The following is a 19,653-nucleotide window of genomic DNA, read 5'->3' on the forward strand; positions in this document are numbered from 1 at the left end:
TCCGCTCGGTGGGGCAAATCGACGCACGCTGGCGCGCGCCGCAAGTGGCGTTGGGGGTGCTGGGTCTGTGGGCCATTGTGCTGATCATCACGGGTACGTTCGATTCATTGGTCAACTACACCACCGTAGGCGAGTGGCTGGGGCATGCCTTCGGCATCGCCACCTTGTTCTGGTACCGGCGCAAGTTCGGTGCGCAGAGTTCGCCTTATCGCGTGCCGCTTTATCCGGTCTTGCCGTTCGTGTTCGTGGCGACGGTATTGGGTGTGATTGCCGCCACGGTGATCAGCACACCGCACGATGCCGGCATGAGCCTGGTGATCATCGTGCTGGGCGTGCCGGTGTATGCGTTGTGGCGCCGGTGGAGCCGGCAACGCGTGAGTGGGTAAGTGAGCGATGTGTGTAGGCGGGCTTGGCGGAACGTACCCGACAACGTCGCCGCGAACAGGTTGGGTACACTCCGCTGACCAAACCCACAGGTTGGAATTCGCGGATGAAATCAATCGCATCATGTATCGGGCTGGTGCTGGGCCTGCTGTCGTTTGGCTGCGCTGCCGCGGAGGTTGCCGATCTGGCGGCGGCGCCCATGCCGGCTAGCATTCACTTGAAGCAGGTGCAGCGTGTCGGCCAGGTCGAGCATGACGCGCATGGCACGCCGTTGCATCGGTACGCGTTTCAGCCGGCGAGTCAGCCGCAGATCGTCATCGCACCGGCTGGCGGCACGTGGAACTGGCATGGGCAGGATGCGCTGCGGATCGAGCTGCAGAATGCGATGCCATGGGCGGTGACGCTCGAGGTGACGATCGACGGCGCCGCCGGCCAGCGCCTGCATGCACAAGTTGGCTTGCCGGCGGGTCCGGCACAAACGCTGGTGGTTCCGCTGCATGCCACCTCGCCACGCGCATTCGGCATGCAGGTGGGGCCGCCGATGCCGTTCGACGACGGCGGGCATGCCGTTTTCGTCGCCACGACCGTGCAAGGAGCGATCGACCTCGCGCAGGTGCGCGATATCCGCCTCGGCATGCCAGCGCCGCAAGCCGCGCAGCAGTTGCTGCTGGGCAAGCTGGAAACGCATGCCAGCGACGCGTCCTTGCAGGATGCCTATCGCGGCATCGTCGATCAGTGGGGCCAATACACCCGCGGGGAATGGCCGGAAAAGATCGACAGCGATGCGGCCTTGCGCAGCGCACATGTTCAAGAGCTGCAGCGCTTGCAAACACAGTTGATCGAGCGCCATGGCCTGGATGCCTATGGCGGCCGCGACGACATTCCACTGATACGCACCGGCTGGTTCCACACGCAAAAGGCGAATGGCCGCTGGTGGCTGGTCACCCCGGACGGCCATGCGTTCTTTTCGTTGGGCCTCAATACGGTGACGCCCGGCGACACGCGCACCTACGTGCAAGGGCGCGAATCCATGTTCGTGAATCTGCCGCCGGATCAATCGCCGTGGAGCGCCTTCTACGGTAGCAGCGATACGCGCGACCCCGAACGCGCAGCGAGTGTCGGTCTTGGCGCGAATCACGGACGCTGGTTCAATTTTTACGAGGCCAATCTCTACCGCGTGGATGGCGCCGATTGGTTGACTGCCTGGCGCAAGCGCACGCTCGACCGTTTGCAAGCCTGGGGTTTCAACACCATCGGCAACTGGAGCGACAAGGTGCTGGCCGAGCAGCACCGCTTGGCATACACCTTGTCGATCGCCATCCACGGCCCGTTCGGTAACGTTTCCAGCGGCTACGATTATTGGGGGCGCATGCCCGATCCCTTCGATCCGCGCTTTGCGCAAGCGGTCGAACAGTCGGTGTCGGAAGCCACCGCCGCTTCACGTGACGATCCCTGGCTGCTCGGTTACTACGCCGACAACGAACTGGCGTGGGCCGGGCAGGGGCCTCAAGGGCGCTGGGGCCTGGCGATCGGCACGCTGCAGGGTGAAGCGCGCAGTGCGGCCAAGCAGGCGTTTATTGCCATGCTCAAGCAGAAATACGGCGCGGCGTCCAAGCTGGCGGCAGCATGGGGCATCACGCTGGGCGATTGGTCGGCACTGGATGCCACGAATTTCCCCGCGCCGGAACCGGCCGCCGCGCATCCGGCGATCGCCGACGACTACAGCGCCTGGTTGCGGCGTTATGCCGATCAGTACTTCAGCCTCGTGGCGGCGGCGATTCATCGCCACGATCCGCATCATCTTTTCCTGGGCGGACGCTTTGCGGTGAGAACGCCCGAAGCGGTGGCTTCATGCGCGCGCTATTGCGACGTGATGAGCTTCAACGTGTATGCGGATGTGCCACAGCATGGCGTCGATCTGGATGCGCTGCACAAGCTCGACAAGCCGGTGCTGATCACCGAATTCCATTTTGGCTCGGGTGATCGCGGACCGTTCGGCAAAGGCGTGGTGTCGGTGGGGAGCGAAGCGCAACGTGGCGAAGCGTATGCGCGCTTTGTACAGGCTGCCGCTAACGATCCGTCGATCGTGGGCACGCATTGGTTCGAGTACGTCGACGAGCCGGTGACGGGGCGCTTGCTCGATGGCGAGAACAGCCATATCGGTTTGGTCGGCGTCACCGATATTCCGTTCGGCAACTTTGTGGATGCCGTGCGCAAAGTGAATGCAGGGGTACATCACTAGCGTAGGTTGGGGTGAGCGCACGCGAACCCCAACATCGCCATGCCGCCATATCCGGAAGTGATGTTCGCCCCGGATCAGGTCCGGGGCGAACAACAACCTAGACATCAATAACGATAATGATCCGGCTTGTACGGGCCTTCCACCGGCACGCCGATGTACGCGGCCTGCTCCGGCGTCAGCTTGGTCAACTTCACGCCGATCTGTTCCAGATGCAGGCGCGCCACTTCCTCGTCCAGCTTCTTGGGCAGGCGATAGACGGTCTTCTCATACTTGTCTTTGTTCGCCCACAGGTCGAGCTGGGCCAGCGTCTGGTTGGAGAAGCTGTTGGACATCACGAAAGCCGGGTGGCCGTGCGCGCAACCGAGGTTCACCAGACGGCCTTCGGCCAGCATGTAGATGCTGTGATGGCTCTTGGCGAAGGTGTAACGATCCACCTGCGGCTTGATGTTTTCGCGCGTCACGTCCTTGGCGGCGTTCAGGCGATCCATCTGGATCTCGTTGTCGAAGTGGCCGATGTTGCACACCAGGGCATTGTTCTTCATCGCTGCCATGTGTTCCAGCGTGATGATGTCCTTGTTGCCGGTGGTGGTGACGTAGATGTCGGCAACGCCGAGCGTGTCTTCCACGGTGGTGACCTGGAAGCCTTCCATCGCCGCCTGCAGGGCGTTGATCGGGTCGATCTCGGTGACGATCACGCGTGCGCCGAAGCCTTTCAGCGAATGCGCGCAACCCTTGCCCACGTCGCCGTAGCCGCACACCACGGCCACCTTGCCGGCCACCATCAGGTCGGTGGCGCGCTTGATGCCATCGGCCAGCGATTCGCGGCAGCCGTACAGGTTGTCGAACTTGCTCTTGGTGACCGAGTCGTTGACATTGATCGCCGGCACCAGCAGCTTGCCCGCTTCCATCATCTGGTACAGGCGGTGCACGCCGGTGGTGGTTTCTTCGGACACGCCCTTCCAGTCGGCGGCGACTTTCTTCCAGAAGCCGGGGCGCTCCTTGGCGGTGCGCTTGAGAAGATCCTTGATGACCTGTTCTTCATGGTTGCCGCTGGGCGTGTTGACCCAGTTGTCGCCGTTTTCCATGTCCACGCCCTTGTGGATCAGCAGCGTGGCGTCGCCGCCGTCGTCGACGATAAGTTCCGGCCCCTTCATGCCGGGGTGGGTGAGCATGTCGAGTGTGCAATCCCAGTATTCCTCCAGCGTCTCGCCCTTCCAGGCGAACACCGGGATACCGGCGGCGGCCACGGCCGCAGCGCAGTCGTCCTGGGTGGAGAAGATATTGCAGGAGGCCCAGCGCACCGAGGCACCGAGCGCGCTGAGCGTCTCGATCAGCACGGCGGTTTCCTTGGTCATGTGCAGCGAGCCGGACAGGCGCACGCCCTTCAGCGGCTTGGCAGCCGAGTAGCGCGCGCGGATGGCCATCAGGCCGGGCATTTCTTCCTCGGCCATGCGGATGCGGCGGCGGCCGAGGTCGGCCAGCGAGATGTCGCGGACTTTGTAGTCGTGGGTAGCGGAATCGTTGGTGACAGCATTCATGGAGGGATGTCTCCGAGTCTCATGGGGAAAACCCGGCCCGGAAGGCCAGGCCGACGCGAACATCGCGTCATGAGCGCCGTTGCATTCGAGGCATCCACCGAGCCTGGCCGTAGCAGTTCCCTACGGTCGCAGCGCCCCTCGGCGAAGAGCGCCATTCTATCCATAGAACAATCCTTATGACGAATGGATTGCCGCGCTGCCGCATAAATTGGTTAGGCTAGGGAACTGACCCAGACGGAGGCCCCATGGAAGCCATTCGCGACCCTGAATTCCTGCCCCACGACGGCCCGCTGCGCGAAGACGTGCACCGGCTCGGCGCGATGGTGGGCCGCATGCTGGCCGAGCAGGGCGGGGAGGGCTTCTTCCAGCGCGTGGAGCAGGTGCGCACGGCCTCCATCCGGCGCCGCCGCGAAGGGCGCGCGGTGGACGACCTGGCCGAGTCGCTGGCCGGGCTGGACGCGGCCGAGGCCGAGGCCCTGGCCCGCGCTTTCGCAACCTACTTCCAGGCCGTGAATACCGCTGAGCGCGTGCATCGTATTCGTCGCCGCCGTGACTACCAGCGCGAGAGCGGCACGGCCCAGCCGGAATCCCTGCTCGACGTGCTGCAGCGGTTGAAAGCGCAAGGCGTCAGCGCGGACGAATTGCTGCAATGGCTGTACAAGTTGAAGGTGGAGCCGGTGTTCACCGCGCATCCCACCGAAGCGATCCGCCGCTCGCTGCTTGAAAAAGAGCAGGCGGTCGTGCGCGCCCTGGTCGACAACTTCGACCCTACCCGCACGCCGCAGGAACGCAAGGAAGACGACGACCGCATCTTCATGGCGCTCTCCGCCGGCTGGCAAACCGCCGAGGCATCGCCGATCCGGCCCAGCGTGCAGGACGAGCATCACCACGTCGGCTTCTATCTGGCCAATCCCATCTATCGCATCGTGCCGGCGTTCTACGAACTGCTCGCCGACGCCTTGCAGGAGGTCTATGGCGTTGCCGTGCCGCTGCCGCGTTTGCTGAGCTTCGCCACCTGGGTCGGCGGGGACATGGACGGCAACCCGAACGTCGGCGCCGATACCATCGCCAACAGCCTGGCCACGCAGCGCGCGCACGTGCTGGAACATTACATTGCCGACGTCGACGGCCTTGCGCGGCAGCTCAGTCAGACGGCCGATCGCGTGCAGTTCGAAGCCTCGCTGCTGAAGCGGCTGGCCGATTATCGCCAGCAGTTTCCGCGCGCGGCCGCCACCATTCGCCCCCGCCATGCGGACATGCCGTATCGCTGCCTGCTCACCTTGATCGGCGCGCGCCTGGAGGCCACGCTCGATGACGGCAACGAGGAAGGCTATCACTCGGCCGACGAACTGCTCGACGATCTGCTGCTGATCGTGCATGGCCTGATCGATCATCGTGGCCTCAACGCCGGTGCGTATGCCGTGCGCCGCCTGATCTGGCGCGTGCGCACCTTCGGCTTCCACATGGCGCGGCTGGACGTGCGCCAGGATTCGCGCGTGCACGACGATGCGCTCGCCGCGCTGTTGCGCGACGAAAACTGGACGCAACGCACGCCGGCCGAACGCATCGCCACGTTGCGCGCGTACGCCAGCGGCGAGCGGACGCTGGAAAAAACCGACGACGCGCAGGCCGAATCGCTGCGCGCGGTGTTCGCGACGTTGCAGGTGTCGCGCCAGCGTTATGGCGTCGAGGCGATCGGCCTGTACATCATCAGCATGGCGCGCTCCGCTGCCGACGTGCTGGCGGTACTGGCGCTGGCGCGCTATGGCGGCCTCACGTCGGCAGAGCACGTGCCGCTGGATATCGCGCCGTTGTTCGAAACAGTGGACGATCTGAAAAACGCGCCGAACACGCTGCGCGCCTTGCTGGACGATCCCGTCTACCGCGCCCATCTGCGCGCACGCAACGATTGCCAGTGGGTGATGCTCGGCTACTCCGACAGCGGCAAGGATGGCGGCACGCTGGCTTCGCGCTGGGGTTTGCAGCGCGCGCAGGTGGAGTTGCTGGACGTGGCGAAGCAAGCGGGCATTCGCCTAGCGTTTTTCCATGGCCGCGGCGGTTCCGCGAGCCGCGGCGGTGCGCGCATCACGCCGGCCTTGATGTCGTCGCCGCGCGGTTCGGTGGACGGCATTCTGCGCGTAACCGAGCAGGGCGAGGTGATTCACCGCAAGTACGGCATCCGCGCACTGGCGCTGCGCAATCTGGAGCAGACCGCCGGCGCGGTGCTGCGCGCCAGCGTGCGCCCGCGCGACGAGGATGCGCGCGAAGCCGCGTGGCGCGAGCTGATGACGGCCATGGCCGCCGAAAGCCGGCGCGCCTATCGCGCCTTCGTCGATCGCGAAGGTTTCGTCGACTACTTCCGCGCGGCCACGCCGATCGACGTGATCGAACAGATGGCGCTCGGCTCGCGTCCATCGCGTCGGCGCAGCATGCGCGGCGTGGAAGACCTGCGCGCGATTCCGTGGGTGTTCGCCTGGACGCAATGCCGCTCCATCATCACCGGCTGGTATGGTCTGGGCACCGCGCTGGAAGGTGCCGCCGCCAAGCATGGCGAGGAAAAACTGGAGGAAATGGCCCGCGACTGGCCGTTCTTCGCCAACGCGCTCGACGACGTGGAAATGGTGCTGGCCAAGTGCGACCTGGATATCGCCGAGGCGTTCTCCAAGCTTGCCGGCCCCTTGCACGCCGCCTTCTTCGGCATGGTCCGCGACGAATTCGAACGCACGCGGCGCTGGTTGTTGAAGCTCAAGCATAGCGAGGAACTCTTGCGCGACGATCCGCGTCTGTCGCTGTCGATTCGCCTGCGCAACCCCTACGTCGATCCGATGAGCCTGTTGCAGGTGGACTTGCTGCAGCGCTGGCGCGCGACCGATCGCAGCGACGATCATCTGCTGCGTGCACTGGTGGCATGCGTGAATGGCGTGGCGCAGGGGTTGCAGAATACCGGTTGACGTCGCCGGCATTTCGCTCACTACCTTTTCAATGAAAGGAATCATCACCATGGATCAACCGCTGCACCCGCGCCCCCGCCTCGGCCCGCTGCCCCTGCTGATCTTCAGCTCACGCTGGCTGCAGTTGCCGCTCTATGTCGGCTTGATCGTGGCGCAATGCGTCTACGTGTATCTGTTCGGCAAGGAGCTGTGGCACCTGATCCACGAGGCGCCGAGCCTTGGCGAGCAGGAGATCATGCTGATCGTGCTGGGCCTGATCGACGTGGTGATGATTTCCAACCTCCTGATCATGGTGATCGTCGGCGGCTACGAAACCTTTGTGTCGCGGTTGGGGCTGGAAGGGCATCCGGACCAGCCGGAATGGCTGTCGCACGTGAATGCCTCAGTGCTGAAGGTGAAGCTGGCGATGGCGATCATCGGTATCTCATCGATTCATCTGCTCAAGACCTTCATCGCCGCCGGTACCTTGAACGGCCTGCCATTTTGTTCGCCGGACGTGCTCGCCAGCATCGCAGCGAGCGATGGCACCGGTGCGGCGCTCAAGTGCGCCACGCTGACGCCGATCGGCGTGATGTGGCAGACCATCATCCATGGACTTTTCATTCTTTCCGCCATCGGTATCGCCTGGACGGATCGCATCATGCACGGGCATGTGGCGAAGGCTGCCGAGGAGCATTGATCGCAGGTTGAGGTGCAAACCCCAACATTGTCATCGATGGGAGTCGTGATGTTGGGGTTTGCACCCCAACCTACAGACTCTCGTCACCCCGGCGAAGGCCGGGGCCCAGCGACTTTCATCGCAATCCGTAAAGCCTCAGCCTTCCAGTTCCGACCAGCGAGCGTAAGCCAACTCCAGTTCCGCCTGCGCTTTGGCCATCGCATCATTCGCTTTCTGGATCGCTGCGCTGTCCTGTTGATAGAACGAAGGATCGTTCATGCTTTCGGCGCGTGAGGCAATTTCGGCTTCCAGTTGCTCGATGCGCGCGGGCAGTTGCTCCAGTTCGCGTGCCTCCTTGTAGCTGAGCTTGCGCTTGGGTTTCTCGCTGCTTGCCGCGGCAGCGGTTGCTTCCGCCTTGACGGGCTTGGCCGCGGCGACAGATGGCTCGGCGGCTTGGCGCTCCGCCGGCTTTTGCCGCAACCAGTCGCTGTAGCCGCCGATGTACTCGCCGACCTTGCCGTCGCCTTCCAGCACCAAGGTGCTGGAGACCACGTTGTCGAGGAATTCGCGGTCGTGCGACACCAGCAGCAGCGTGCCTTTGTATTCGGTCAGCAGTTCTTCCAGCAGTTCGAGTGTTTCCACATCGAGGTCGTTGGTGGGTTCGTCCATCACCAGCAGGTTGGACGGTTGCGCAAACAGCTTCGCCAGCAGCAGGCGATTGCGTTCACCGCCGGACAGGCGCGTGATCGGGGCGCGGGCGCGTTCGGGCGAGAACAGGAAGTCCTGCAGGTAGCCGATGATGTGCTTGCGCTGGCCGTTGAGCTCGATGTATTCGCGGCCTTCGGCGACGTTGTCCAATGCGTTCAGGCTGTCATTGAGCTGTGAGCGATGCTGGTCGAAATAGGCGATCTGCAGGCCGGTGCCGAGGCTGACCTCGCCACGTTGCGGTTTCAACTCCCCCAGCAGGATTTTCAGCAAGGTGCTCTTGCCGGCGCCGTTGGGACCGATGATGCCGACGCGCTCGCCGCGCATGATGGTGGTGCTGAGATCGTCGATCAGCACGCGTCCGCCATAGGCCTGGTGGACGTGCTCCAGTTCGATGACTTTCTTGCCGGAAGCTTGTGCATTGGCCAGCGACATCTTCGCGTTGCCGCCCAATTCGCGGCGCTCGGCGCGCTCACGCCGCAATGCCTTCAACGCCCGTACGCGGCCTTCGTTGCGCGTGCGGCGCGCCTTGATGCCCTGGCGGATCCACACTTCTTCCTGCGCCAGCTTTTTGTCGAACAGTGCATTGGCCTGCGCTTCGGCATGCAGGCGTTCTTCGCGGCGGCGCAGGTAATTGTCGTAGTCGCCCGGCCAGCTGGTGAGCTGGCCGCGATCGATCTCCACGATGCGCGTGGCGAGCGCGCGCAGAAAGCTGCGATCGTGCGTGATGAACACGATGCTGCCGACGAACTGCTTGAGAAAGCCTTCGAGCCAGCCGATCGCCTCGATATCCAGGTGGTTGGTCGGCTCATCCAGCAGCAATACGTCCGGTTTGCGCACCAGTGCTTGGGCAAGCAATACGCGACGCTTCATGCCGCCGGACAGTGCGGCGAAATCGGTCTCGGCGGGCAGCTCCAGCTTGGTCAGCACGTCGCTGACGCGACGATCCAGATCCCAGCCATGCTGGGCTTCGATCTGGTGTTGCACGTCGCCCAGTTCATCGAAGCGGCCTTCGGCCAGCAGATGGTGATAGCGCGCGAGCAGGCGGCCGAGATCGCCAAGGCCTTCGGCCACCACGTCGAACACGCTGCCTGCAGTGGCCTGCGGCACCTCCTGCGCCATGCGTGCGACGATCACGCCGCTTTGCACGCGTACTTCACCGTCATCCGGCTGCAATTCACCGGCGATCAGTTTCATGAGGGTGGATTTGCCTTCGCCGTTACGACCGACGATGCACACGCGCTCGTTGACATCGACCACCAGGTCGACGTGTTCGAGCAGGAGAGGGCCGCCGACACTGAAGTCGACGCGCTGGAGCTGGATCAGAGGCATGGCGGCATTGTACTGGCTCGTTCTTTGCATTCCCCTGTCGGCAGATGGGCGAAAGCTCCGTTTCAAGAAACTGGCGCCCACTGTCGATATGGATTTCAGGCGGCCATCACCCGGGCATAACAAAATTTTACGCCCTTGTGACTGGTTAAAATTCAAGAAAACATGTACTTAGCATGGCAGATTAAAGCGTTTCCTCTGGAATTTGCGGTCGTCATGCATTAAGGTTGCGCGACGCGGGGGCAGTACCGCGGTTTGGGAGTGAATGACCGTGGCGAACATCCAATCCATCCAGCCAACGTGGTTGCTGAACCGGCTGTGGAGCCTGCTCGCCGCGTTGCTGTTGCTGGGGCTTGCCGGCTATGCCGGGGTGGCGCGTGCGGGCTATGCGGCCATCGTGATCGACCCGGCCACCGGCGAGGTGCTCAGCGCGGTGAATGCGGACGAGCAGAATTACCCCGCCTCGCTCACCAAGATGATGACCCTGTACCTGACCTTCCAGGCGCTGCAGACCGGCAAGCTGAAAGTGGATCAGGAGTTGCCCATTTCCGGCTGGGCCGCATCGCGCGCACCGACCAAGCTCGGCCTGCGTCCCGGCCAGACCATCTCGGTCAATGACTGCATCCTCGGCATGGTGACCAAGTCGGCCAATGACGCGGCAAGCGTGGTCGCCGAAAGCCTGGGTGGTAACGAGAGCCATTTCGCGGAGATGATGACTGCGCAGGCCGCGCTGCTCGGCATGAGCTCCACGCATTTCGCGAACGCCAGCGGCCTGCCGGACCCGAACAACGTCTCCACCGCGCGCGACATGGCCAAGCTCGCCATGGCGCTGTATCGCGATTTCCCGCAGTACGCGCATTATTTCTCGACCAAGGAATTCGTGTTCCATGGTCAGCTGATCCGCGGCCACAACAATCTGATGGACCGCTATCCCGGCATGGATGGCCTGAAGACCGGTTTCACCGACGCTTCCGGTTTCAATCTGGCTTCCACCGCCGTGCGTGATGGACGTCGCCTGTTTGCCGTGGTGCTGGGTGGGCGCACTGCCTCCGCGCGCGACAACCTGATGGCCCGTCTGCTGGACGACGGGTTCGACAACCAGCCGACACCTGAAACCCTGGTCGCCCAGGCTGGCATGTCCAGTCGCACCCATCGCGTGCTGGCGGCGTTGTCGCCAATCGACACGGCGGAGGCGGACGAGACCGCACCAGCACACCGTCGCGTCTCGCATGGTTGTACGCCGCACCGGGGCAGGAGTTGCCCGCGCGTGGCCAAGGTCCATCACCACAAATCCACCACCCGGCTTGCCCATCGCCATAAGACCAAGAAGGTGTTGCTGGCCTCCTCGGGCGACAAGGACAACTGACGCATCCGTGGTCTTGGTTCTTTGAAAGGCTGCTACTTTCAAAGAGCATGATGCTTCACGCATCTCCTGATTCGTCACCCCGGTGAACGCCGGGGTGCAGGAACTTCACGCCGATCCGGACGTACATCAAGCGCCAACAAGGCTGGCCCCGGCCTTCGCCGGGGCGGTGGATCTGGGTGAGTCCATGCTCAGTGGCGGAGCCTTGTAGTCTGCGCCCGCAACCATTCCAGCGCACCAGGCTGCCGTTGCCACGCCCGCAGATAATCCACCCGGTATGCCCACGCCCGGTAATTCACTGCCGTGGGTGATGAAGCCCTCCGGTGCGTCATGCGGTGGTGGCTTGACGCTGGCGGCCAGCAGCATGGGGACAGCCTTGGGCGCGAAGTCGTTGGCGGTGAGAGCAAGCATCCATTCGACGCAGGCAAGCGTTTCATTGCTTGCAGGCCTGAGAGCATCGCCATGGATATGCTGCGCTATCAACCGCAGCGCAGGACGGTTGCCGTGAAACCCCCATTCCAGGGTCTTGCCTTCGGCCGGGTTGAATCGCAAGTTCAACTCCAGCAGCGCCTGTGCGCGATCCAACAGCATAGGCGCAGCGCCATCCCCTGACGGTTACGCAACGGCAACGCCAATAGGGTAAACAGGCCCTAGGCATCGATGATCTGACGATGGCTTGCAGACGCCGTACGATATCGCAACATGTCGCAAAACGATCTATACGCAAGACCGCCTGTGGGCGCTGCGCCACGCCAAAAAAAAGAAAACGGGCCGCATGGCGACCCGTTTTCTTGTTGCGATAAAGCGAATGCTTATTTCAGCTTCGCATCCGCGCGCAGCTCGTCGGCCTTGTCGGTCTTCTCCCACGAGAACGCGGTGAAGGTGTTGCCGTTCGCGTCCTTCACTTCGTACGGCGTGCGGCCGAAGTGACCGTAGCTGGCGGTGGCCTGGTACATCGGGTGGATCAGGTCCAGCATCTTGATGATGCCGTACGGACGCAGGTCGAAATGCTTGCGGATGAGCTTCTCGATCTTGTCGTCGCTGAGCTTGCCGGTGCCGAAGGTGGTCACCGAGATCGAGGTGGGCTCGGCCACGCCGATGGCATAGCTCACCTGCACTTCGCAGCGGTCGGCGATGCCGGCGGCCACCACGTTCTTGGCGACGTAGCGCGCGGCATAGGCAGCCGAACGGTCCACCTTCGACGGATCCTTGCCCGAGAACGCGCCGCCGCCGTGACGAGCCCAGCCGCCGTAGGTGTCGACGATGATCTTGCGGCCGGTCAGGCCGCAGTCGCCCACCGGGCCGCCAATCACGAACTTGCCAGTCGGATTGATGTGGAACTTGGTGTTCTTGTGCAGCAGCTTGGCCGGCAGCACGGGCTTCAGGATGTGCTCGCGCACGGCTTCGATCAGATCCTTCTGCTTCACGCTCGGATCGTGCTGGGTGGACAGCACCACGGCGTCGATCGCGGTGGCCACGCCGTCTTCATAGCGCAGGGTGACCTGGCTCTTGGCGTCCGGGCGCAGCCACGGCAGCGGGGAGTTCTTCTTCTTGCGGATCTTGGCCTGCTGCTCCACCAGGCGGTGCGAGTAGTAGATCGCCGCCGGCATGAAATCCTTGGTTTCGTTGGTGGCGTAGCCGAACATCAAGCCCTGGTCGCCGGCGCCCTGTTCTTCGGGCTTCTTGCGGTCCACGCCCTGGTTGATGTCGGGCGACTGCTTGCCGATCAGGTTCAGCACGCCGCAGGTCTCGCCGTCGAAGCCGACCTCGCTGGAGTTGTAGCCGATATCCATGATCACCTTGCGGGTCAGCGCTTCCAGGTCGATCCAGGCGCTGGTGGTGACTTCGCCGGCCACGATGGCCACGCCGGTCTTCACCAGGGTTTCGCAGGCCACGCGGGCGCGTTGGTCCTGGGCCAGGATGGCGTCCAGCACGGCGTCGGAGATCTGGTCGGCGACCTTGTCCGGATGGCCTTCGGAGACCGATTCGGAGGTGAAGAGGTAGTTGCTCATCGGGGCTTATATCCTTCTTTACGGATAAAGAGATGGAAAGGGGAATTGCGCATGATACACGTCCCCGCTTCGGGTTTCACCGGCCAGTCTGGCATAACAATGTGACGGTGCAATCCAGGGTTCAGGCTGTCCCTCCGCGGGTGGCGGAGGGGTAGGTTGGGGTGTAAACCCCAACCTGCGGATCAGGCTTCGGTCAACGTGGCGCGTACGGCTTGCGCCGCATTCACCATCGCGACCAATGCCGGTTCGGTTTCCTTCCAGCCACGCGTCTTGAGTCCGCAATCCGGATTGACCCATAGCTGGCCCGGCTCGAGCACGGAGAGTGCCCGCTCAAGCAGTTCGGTCATTTCAGCCTGGGACGGCACGCGCGGCGAATGGATGTCGTACACGCCGGGGCCGATGCTGCCCGGATAGCGGAAAGCTTCGAAGGCCTTCAGCAGTTCCATGCGCGAGCGGCTGCTTTCGATGGAAATCACGTCGGCGTCCAGCGCGGCGACCGCTTCGATGATGTCGTTGAATTCGCTGTAGCACATATGCGTGTGAATCTGGGTGGCATCCCGGATGCCGCCGGCGGCAATGCGAAAGCAGCGCACCGCCCAGTCCAGATAGGCGGCCTGTTCGCTGCGGCGGATCGGCAGGCCTTCGCGCAGCGCCGGCTCGTCGATCTGGATCATGCGGATGCCGGCGTTTTCCAGGTCGTGCACTTCGTCGCGCAAGGCCAGGGCAAGTTGCAGGCAGACCTGCTCGCGCGGCACATCGTCGCGTACGAACGACCACTGCAACACCGTCACCGGACCGGTCAGCATGCCTTTGACAGGTTTGTCGGTGAGGGATTGTGCGTAGCGCGACCAGTGCACGGTCATCGGCTGCGGGCGCGAGACGTCGCCCCAGATGATCGGCGGCTTGACGCAACGCGAACCATAGCTTTGCACCCAGCCGTAACGGGTGAAGGCAAAGCCGTCGAGCTGTTCGCCGAAATATTCCACCATGTCGTTGCGCTCGGGCTCGCCGTGCACCAGCACGTCGAGCCCGATGCGTTCCTGGAAACGAATGACGCGTTCGATCTCCTCGCGCAGTACAGCCTCATAAGCATCGTCGTCGATGCGTCCGGCGCGGTGATCGGCACGTGCCTGGCGCAGTACGTCGGTCTGCGGGAAGGAGCCGATCGTGGTAGTCGGCAAGGGCGGCAGTTCCCATGTATCGGCCTGTACCCGGCGACGATGGGCAAGATTCGAGCGCCGATGGGGGGCTTGGGGACTCAACGCATGCACCCGTGCTTGCACTTCGCTCCGGTGCACGCCGGGGGCGTGCTTGCGCGCGGCTAGGGCGACACTTTGGTCAACCAGGATTTTCCTGGCGTGCTCATCGCCATCCAGCACGGCGGCATACAGGCCAAGCTCTTCCAGCTTCTGCTGGGCAAAGGCAAGCCAGCTTCGCAGTGGCGCCGGCAAGGACGTTTCCTGCGTGGCGTCGAAAGGTACGTGCAGCAGCGAACAGGATGGCGCCAGCCACAGGCGCTCGGTTCCACGCGATGCGGCAATCTTGTCCAGCAGCGGCAATACGCGCCGCGGATCGCTGCGCCAGATGTTGCGCCCGTCGACGATGCCTGCGCTCAGTACGCAATGCTCGGGCAGCGCGGACAGCAGGGCATCGAGTTGTTCCGGTGCGCGCACCAGATCGACGTGCAGTCCATCCACAGGGAGTTTTGCCGCGAGCGCCAGATTGTTGCCAAGCCCGCCAAAATAAGTCGCCAGTAGGCGCTTGGGCGAAGGGCCGATCGACAGGATGTTGTAGGCGGCGACATAGGCTTGCCGGGTTGCCATATCGAGATCCTGCGCCAGACAGGGTTCGTCGAATTGGACCCAGGGGACGCCGGCCAGCGCCAGCTGCTTGAGCAGCTCGGCGTAAGCAAGCAGCAACGCATCGAGCAGGTTCAGTGCATCGCTGCCATCCACTGTTTTGGACAAGCGCAGAAACGAAATCGGTCCCAGCAGCACAGGCCGTGCATCCAGTCCCAGCGCACGCGCTTCGAGCCATTCATTCAGCGGCTTGTTGACGGTAACGCGAAAGCGCTGGCCGGTATGCAGCTCCGGTACGAGATAGTGGTAATTGGTATCGAACCATTTGGTCATTTCCAACGCATGCAGTTCGCGATTGCCGCGTGCCATCGCAAAGTAGCCGGCCAGCGGGTCGTCGTGTAGCCATGGGCGATAGCGGTCGGGTACGGCGTCGAGCAGCACCGCGGTATCGAGCACGTGGTCGTACAGCGAGAAGTCGTTGACGGCGACGGTCTGCGCCGACGCGCTGGCAAGTTGCCAATGTCGTTGCCGCAGCTCCCGTGCGGTATCGAGCAGTGCGGTGGCGTCGCCGTCGCCCCAGTATTTTTCCAGTGCACGTTTCAGTTCGCGGCGACGGCCGATACGTGGAAAGCCGAGATAAGTTGTGTGCGTCATGTGTATTCCTCATTGCGATGGCAAAGAGGAACGAAGGCAGGCGCGGCCACGAGCGCGGCCCGGGGTGCGCACCGTCGACCTTCGCCCCCGCGGGCGAGCTGAGAACATCGCGGGCAGGCGGGCGCCGAGCCGGAAGTACGGCACGGTGCCGGGTCTCCCCGCGGAGCTCCCAGGTCGTACGAAGCGCACCGTTGCGAACGGCAGACTTCGGCTGAGGCAGGTCTTCGGGCTCGTGGACGAGGCCTTGGGCCACCTACTGTTCGCCGCTTCCCGGGTTCCTTACCCAGTGCTTATGACGAAGGTCGTTTCCACACACCGCTGCGGGGCAGCGCCGGATTCAAACCGGCTTCCCTTTTAATTCCATCTCCCTATTCGGATAAAGAGATGAAGACCTCGGCGAGGCAGACGATAGCGGTGGAGCGGGGCAAGGTCAACGACGCGTGCCCTTTTTGGCGATGAGTCGCAGATCGGGGCAACCCAACATCGCGATGTATGGGGATGGCGATGTTGAGGTGTGCAGCCCAATTAGGGAGTCAGCGATGCGTATTCGCCCGAATGATCATCTGTTTTGAAACAGCCCTGGCGCGAATTGCTGCTTTTTTGCCTAGAAAACTGCAAAAAAATGGGATGCATCAGGATTCGCATTCGCGCAACGCCAACCTACAAGGACTTCTCATGCCTTGCATGCGGGGCATCGGCCATCGGGTGCGCATGGATAAAGCCCAGCACATCCTCCAGCGTGGGCGCTTCGGTGCGGAACGGCCGTGACAAGGCAAAGACCAGCGCGTTGTGGCCTACGCCTTTATACATACGCAGCGTAACGTCTTCGTGGTGCGCCTGAAGCGCATGTGCAAGGGATAGCGCATTGGATGGATCGACTTCCTTGTCGGCATCGCCCTGCAGCAACAGCATGGGTGGTTCCCTGCCGTGCACGAAACGCACCGGTTGTGCGCGTGCTTGCGAGGCGGCATCGGGGCCGAACATGCCGAGCATGTCTTTTTCCTTCGCGGGGATCGGCATGAAATCGTAACAGCCGGCCAGGCCGATAAAGCCGGCCAGGTCGTTCGGTTGTAGATCGTAGGGCGCCAGCCAGGATGGATCGGTGGCCAGCAAGGCGCCGATCTGCCCTCCGGCGGAATGGCCCATGACGAACAGGTCATGCGGTGTGCCGCCCCATTCGGTGGCGTGTTGGTGGGTCCACGCCACGGCACGTGCCGCGTCTTGCATGAAGCCGTCCATCTTCACTTGCGGATATTTGCGGTAATCGGGAATCACCACCACCACGCCGTGCGAAGCCAGCGCCGTGCCCACGAAGCGATACCAGGCACGCTCGCCGCGCACCCAGCTTCCGCCATAGAAGAACACCACGACGGGCGCGTGCACGACGCCGGCAGGGCGATAGACATCCAGCTTCAAGCCATGAGCCGTATCGAACACGATGCCGCGCTGCACTTCGATGCCGGCGTGGCGGTCGGTGGCGTTCAGGCCGGCAAACAGGCTCGCTTCACAGCCGCCGAGCAGCAGCATCGAGGTGAGCAGAAGACACAGGCGAAGCAAAAGGGGCGGGCGGGGCATGGCGTGCAGACGAGGGGCGATGCGCCGATGATGCCCGTTCGAGCGCCGCAAGGGTTTGCGGCGATGACGTTCAGGCAGCCATGCGCCAGCCGTTCTGCAACGCCTCGAAGTATTCGCGGGTCAGGCGCAACTGGTCGTGGGCATGCTCGGCGCGGTTGACCACATCGCGAAAGGCTGCATTTTCCGGCCGATCTTTCGCGTACCAGCCCAAATGCTTGCGCGCGATGCGCACGCCGGCCTGTTCGCCGTAGAAAGCATAGAGATGGTCGAGATGGCCAAGCAGGATGCTGGCGACGTCGGATGGTGAAGGTTCCGGCAGTTGCTCGCCGGTAGCGAGGTAGTGTGCGATCTCACGGAAAATCCACGGCCGCCCTTGCGCGCCGCGGCCGATCATCACGGCATCGGCGCCTGTTACGTCGAGCACGTGCCTGGCCTGCTGCGGCGTGGTGATGTCGCCATTGGCGAGCACGGGAATGCGCACTGCCGCTTTCACCGCGGCGATCGTGTCGTATTCGGCTTCGCCTTCGTATTTGTCGGCACGCGTGCGGCCGTGCACGGCCAGCGCGGCGATGCCGTTGTCTTCGGCAATGCGCGCGATGCGCAGCGCATTCTTATGCTGGCAGTCCCAGCCGGTGCGGATCTTCAAGGTGACCGGCACGTCGACCGCATCCACCACCGTTTTAACGATGCGCGCGACCAGCGGCTCATCCTGCAGCAGCGCCGAACCGGCCCATACGTTGCACACTTTCTTGGCCGGGCAGCCCATGTTGATGTCGATGATCTGCGCGCCGTTGGCGACGTTGAAGCGTGCGGCTTCGGCGAGCATGGCCGGATCGTAGCCGGCGATCTGCACGCTGATGGGTTCCGGTTCGCCGTCGTGGTCCATGCGCTTGAGCGACTTGCGGGTCTGCCACAGGCGCGGATCGGCGGTGGTCATCTCCGACACGGCAAGCCCCGCGCCCAGCCGTTTGCACAGCAGGCGGAAAGGCTTGTCGGTGACGCCGGCCATGGGCGCGAGCACCACGGGCGGGTCGATGCGGTACGGGCCGATCTGCATCCGGCTATTGTAGCGTTGCCAGGGCCTAGCTATGGGCAGGAACGCCTTGCAGGGCTTCGGGTACGTGCTTGTGCTTGAACAGGAACACGAACAGCACCGCCACCACCAGCGCATACGCCGCAAAGCTGAGCCAGATGTCATGCCAATCCAGTGAGCGGTCGGGCCGGGTGAAATACATGTCGATCACCACGCCGCTGATCGAGCTGCCCAGCACGGCGCCGATACCATTGGTCATCAGCATGAACAGTCCCTGCGCGCTGGCGCGGATGGCCGGATCGCTCTGGCCTTCCACGAATAGCGAGCCGGAGATATTGAAGAAGTCGAAGGCCATGCCGTAGACGATGCAGGACGTCACAATCATCCACAGCCGGTTGCCGGGATCGCCGAACGCGAACAGGCCGAAGCGCAGCGTCCACGCGAGCATGCTGATCAGCATCACCGTCTTGATGCCGAAGCGTTTCAGGAAGAACGGAATGGCCAGGATGAACAGCGTTTCCGATACCTGCGAAATCGACATGATGATGGCGGGGTAGCGCACCGCGATCAGGTCCTTGTACGCATCCACGCGCGCGAAATCGTGCAGGAAGGTGTCGCCGTAGGCATTGGTCAATTGCAGCGCAGCGCCGAGCAGCATCGCGAAGATGAAGAAGATCGCCATCTTGGTTTGCTTAAACAGCGCAAACGAGGTGAGGCCGAGTGCACCGAGCCATGAACGATGACCTTCGCCGCGCAGGCGCGGGGGGCAGGGCGGTAGCGTGAACGCATACACGCCCAGCAGCAGCGAGGCGCCTGCGGCCACATAGAACTGGCCCGTGGTGGTTTCCAGATGCAGCAGGCTTACCATCCACATCGCGGCGATGAAGCCCACCGTGCCCCACACGCGAATCGGCGGGTACACGCGCACCACGTCCGCGCCGTCACGCTTCAACGCGTTGTAGGCCACCGTGATCGCCAGCGAGATGGTGGGCATGTAGCACATCATGTTCAGCAGCATCACCCAGAACAGCGTGCCGGGGTTGTCGATCGTGGGAACAAGGCAAAGCACCGCGGCGCCAGCGATATGCAGGCAGCCATACAGGCGTTCGGCGCGAATCCACTTGTCCGCCACCACGCCGAGCAGCGAAGGCATGAACAGCGAGGCCAGCCCCATGGTGGAGAAGATCGCGCCGAACTGCGAACCCGACCAATGCCGGTTCTGGAACCAGTAGGCGCCGATGGTGATCAGCCAGGCTCCCCAGATGAAGTACTGCAGGAAGTTCATCGCGATGAGTCGCAGCTTCAGGCTCATGGGCTGGTTTCCTGCATGGTCGTGCGTTCCCCGGGATAGCGTGTCGTTATGTGTTCGAAGCGGATTTGCGGTGCTGCCTGTCATGCGGCGAACGCCGG

Annotated in this window: 12 protein-coding genes, 1 pseudogene and 2 riboswitches; of the genes and pseudogenes, 5 read left to right on the plus strand and 8 right to left on the minus strand. The window is 63.2% G+C overall.

Going from position 1 to position 19,653, the window contains the following annotated elements; translation table 11 throughout:
- Together VMA74_RS13790 and VMA74_RS13795 are read left to right on the plus strand one after the other, a co-directional pair.
- A pseudogene (locus tag VMA74_RS13790) lies at positions 1-386 on the plus strand (amino acid permease); the annotation flags it as partial.
- A gap of 104 nt (positions 387-490) precedes the next feature.
- Positions 491-2,626: a beta-galactosidase gene (locus VMA74_RS13795; protein ID WP_325367895.1), complete on the plus strand. Its 2,136-nt coding sequence runs from the start codon at positions 491-493 to the stop codon at positions 2,624-2,626.
- Between the two features lie 104 nt (positions 2,627-2,730).
- Here VMA74_RS13795 and ahcY read toward each other — a convergent pair whose 3' ends face one another.
- Entirely contained in the window at positions 2,731-4,164 is a 1,434-nt protein-coding gene (gene ahcY, locus VMA74_RS13800; protein ID WP_325367897.1) for an adenosylhomocysteinase, read from the minus strand.
- Between the two features lie 64 nt (positions 4,165-4,228).
- A riboswitch (S-adenosyl-L-homocysteine riboswitch) is annotated at positions 4,229-4,310 on the minus strand.
- 99 nt (positions 4,311-4,409) lie between these two features.
- Here ahcY and ppc point away from each other — a divergent pair.
- Both ppc and VMA74_RS13810 read left to right on the plus strand, forming a co-directional pair.
- Positions 4,410-7,115 carry a phosphoenolpyruvate carboxylase gene (gene ppc / locus VMA74_RS13805; protein WP_325367899.1) on the plus strand — a complete coding sequence of 902 codons (2,706 nt, stop codon included), beginning with the start codon at positions 4,410-4,412 and terminating at the stop codon, positions 7,113-7,115.
- A 49-nt stretch (positions 7,116-7,164) separates the two neighbouring features.
- Complete coding sequence (locus VMA74_RS13810; protein ID WP_325367901.1) at positions 7,165-7,794, plus strand: TIGR00645 family protein; 630 nt, start codon at positions 7,165-7,167, stop codon at positions 7,792-7,794.
- Positions 7,795-7,929: 135 nt separating this feature from the next.
- Here VMA74_RS13810 and VMA74_RS13815 read toward each other — a convergent pair whose 3' ends face one another.
- Positions 7,930-9,810 carry an ATP-binding cassette domain-containing protein gene (locus VMA74_RS13815; protein ID WP_325367903.1) on the minus strand — a complete coding sequence of 627 codons (1,881 nt, stop codon included), beginning with the start codon at positions 9,808-9,810 and terminating at the stop codon, positions 7,930-7,932.
- A 268-nt stretch (positions 9,811-10,078) separates the two neighbouring features.
- On the opposite strand from VMA74_RS13815, the gene VMA74_RS13820 reads away from it, so the two are divergent.
- Positions 10,079-11,173, plus strand: coding sequence for a D-alanyl-D-alanine carboxypeptidase family protein (locus tag VMA74_RS13820; protein ID WP_325367905.1), 1,095 nt, complete (start codon positions 10,079-10,081; stop codon positions 11,171-11,173).
- Positions 11,174-11,299: 126 nt separating this feature from the next.
- Here the strand turns inward: VMA74_RS13820 and VMA74_RS13825 are convergent, their stop codons facing one another.
- The 6 genes from VMA74_RS13825 to VMA74_RS13850 form a co-directional block, all read right to left on the minus strand.
- The gene (locus tag VMA74_RS13825) at positions 11,300-11,761 is read right to left on the minus strand and encodes a hypothetical protein (RefSeq protein ID WP_325367907.1); all 462 of its coding nucleotides are present in this window, start codon (positions 11,759-11,761) and stop codon (positions 11,300-11,302) included.
- Between the two features lie 221 nt (positions 11,762-11,982).
- A complete protein-coding gene (gene metK, locus VMA74_RS13830; protein ID WP_325367909.1) occupies positions 11,983-13,182 on the minus strand; it encodes a methionine adenosyltransferase in 1,200 nt (399 codons plus the stop codon).
- 182 nt (positions 13,183-13,364) lie between these two features.
- Positions 13,365-15,635, minus strand: a complete 2,271-nt coding sequence (metE, locus tag VMA74_RS13835; RefSeq protein WP_325367911.1) for a 5-methyltetrahydropteroyltriglutamate--homocysteine S-methyltransferase — start codon at positions 15,633-15,635, stop codon at positions 13,365-13,367.
- A 198-nt stretch (positions 15,636-15,833) separates the two neighbouring features.
- A riboswitch (cobalamin riboswitch) is annotated at positions 15,834-16,046 on the minus strand.
- A 249-nt stretch (positions 16,047-16,295) separates the two neighbouring features.
- Complete coding sequence (locus tag VMA74_RS13840; protein WP_325367913.1) at positions 16,296-17,210, minus strand: alpha/beta hydrolase; 915 nt, start codon at positions 17,208-17,210, stop codon at positions 16,296-16,298.
- Between the two features lie 70 nt (positions 17,211-17,280).
- The gene (dusB, locus tag VMA74_RS13845) at positions 17,281-18,267 is read right to left on the minus strand and encodes a tRNA dihydrouridine synthase DusB (RefSeq protein ID WP_325367915.1); all 987 of its coding nucleotides are present in this window, start codon (positions 18,265-18,267) and stop codon (positions 17,281-17,283) included.
- Between the two features lie 25 nt (positions 18,268-18,292).
- A complete protein-coding gene (locus tag VMA74_RS13850) occupies positions 18,293-19,555 on the minus strand; it encodes a nucleoside permease (protein ID WP_325367917.1) in 1,263 nt (420 codons plus the stop codon).
- Between the last annotated feature and the right edge of the window lie 98 nt (positions 19,556-19,653).

The organism is Dyella sp. (assembly GCF_035508675.1).
Lineage (GTDB): Bacteria > Pseudomonadota > Gammaproteobacteria > Xanthomonadales > Rhodanobacteraceae > Dyella_B.